This window comes from Mesorhizobium sp. M1A.F.Ca.ET.072.01.1.1 (assembly GCF_004023325.1).
GTDB lineage: Bacteria > Pseudomonadota > Alphaproteobacteria > Rhizobiales > Rhizobiaceae > Mesorhizobium.
The window spans coordinates 1-1580 of record NZ_RZSF01000615.1 but is presented as its reverse complement, the minus strand read 5'-3'; the positions used below and the strand labels follow the sequence as shown (position 1 = coordinate 1580).

General features: G+C 60.6%; 1 protein-coding gene and 1 pseudogene. Both read right to left on the bottom strand.

Annotated elements, in window-relative coordinates; genetic code table 11:
* A pseudogene (locus EOA32_RS36950) lies at nt 1-259 on the bottom strand (hypothetical protein); the annotation flags it as partial.
* The gene (locus EOA32_RS36945) at nt 256-1536 is read right to left on the bottom strand and encodes a toll/interleukin-1 receptor domain-containing protein (protein ID WP_348632248.1); all 1281 of its coding nucleotides are present in this window, start codon (nt 1534-1536) and stop codon (nt 256-258) included. The pseudogene EOA32_RS36950 and the gene EOA32_RS36945, both read right to left, overlap by 4 nt.
* Nucleotides 1537-1580 lie beyond the last annotated feature (44 nt).

Below are 1580 nucleotides of genomic sequence, written 5' to 3'. Positions count from 1 at the left end.
AGCGATCGGCCTTCTCACCCTTTCCAGGCGGTGGAACCGGAACGACGGACTTCAGCTTGCGCGCCCAGCTACGAAAATGCGCAATGCCGTTGCTGGTGCCGACCACCCCGACACGGATCTCGCGCGTGCTTTTCGCCTTAGCGTGGGGTCCATAGAGGAACAGACCATCCTTCGGGTGAGGACTGCGCTGCGCGTAGGCGAATTCCAGTAGCGGCTCGTTGAAATGTTCAACCTGGAGCGATTTCTCGGGAAACTTCATTCGTCGGCCTCGTCATCGTTATCCGGGCGACCCAGCGTGCTGACGTCGGCTTCTTCTTCCTCGGAATCGAGAACATCGGGAAGTACTGTGCTCACCGGAGACGCAAACAGCATCGGCGCCGCCTCGATCATCAGCTCGGCGTCCTGCGCGAGCGCCAGTCGGATGTTCGCGCTGTCGCCGGACAGGAGCTCAAGGAAAGCAAGCATGCGGCTGTGCCATTGCTTGTTGCGCCATCCCTTGCAGGTGATGCGTCGCAGGCGATGCAGCTTCTTGGAATCATCGATATCGAGCCCGGCCGGTGTGTTGTTGTCTAGGGAAAACAATACCCGCGCCTTTAGCTTCAGATGCCAGAACGGCCAGAAATAGGGCATCGCGGTGACGCCGAACTGCCAAATATGTCCCTTGGCCACGTTGCGCAGCATCGATGACCGCCGGTCCCCCTGCCTGCCCCACGGAATGCGTTGGCCGGTCCGCACCTGCGTGGCCGATGCGTGGAAGCCGACAGCGTTGGAATAGTGATATTCGACGAAGCCTCTCTCCCTGCAGAACGAGAGCCACGCCTGCTTGATCATCGCAATAACCAGGTTCGATGCGACCTGTCGCTCGATGCCAAGTTTCGGGAAACCGCTGTCGACGAAATCCAGCAACGGGATTTTGTGCTTCATCTGAAAACGGCCAGCCGATGCGAACGCGATGTTGACCTCGGTCTGGTCCGCAAAGGTGAAGAAGCCAGCGCCCTGTAGGGCGCATGGATACTTGAACTGCTCGATCGCCCGATCAAGCAACCGGCTGTCGATCGCTCCAGTGCTCTCGTAGTAGCGAATGACGTCGGGCGCTTCCGCGGCGCGCAGCCAGTTCGATGTCAGGCGTTCAGCTTCGTCGACGAGCGGGACCGCGCCACGTCGGCGGAAGATTTCCCAGTTAGGATCGATCACGGCGGGACCGCAGGATCGCGGGACCTTCTGCCTCTGCAGTGCCCCAAGGAGGCTGGCGGCGCCTTCTCCCCAACCACGGACGAAATCGACCGGCATCGTGTCGCCCAGACCTTTGACCTTCTTCCCCTGCTCGACACGAAGCGGAATGATGAAGCGCGGATCGTCGATTTCCTTCGCCACGTCCAACGCAATGTCGAGATCGTCCTGCACGTTCTGGTCGGCAAGGGTCGCATCGCGCCAGACGAGGAGGACTTTCGCCGCACGGTACTGCAGCGCCTGGTTCATCTGCCGCCGCAATTTGTCGCCCGTGGCAAGCCCACCATCCGCAGGGATAGGCGACATAGCCGCGTGATAGGGATCGAAACGCGTTGCGGGTCGTGGAATGC

Bases quoted from the DNA above. Each gene is read 5' to 3' on its own strand.
- EOA32_RS36945 (WP_348632248.1), bottom strand. From the start codon at position 1,536: ATGTCGCCTATCCCTGCGGATGGTGGGCTTGCCACGGGCGACAAATTG.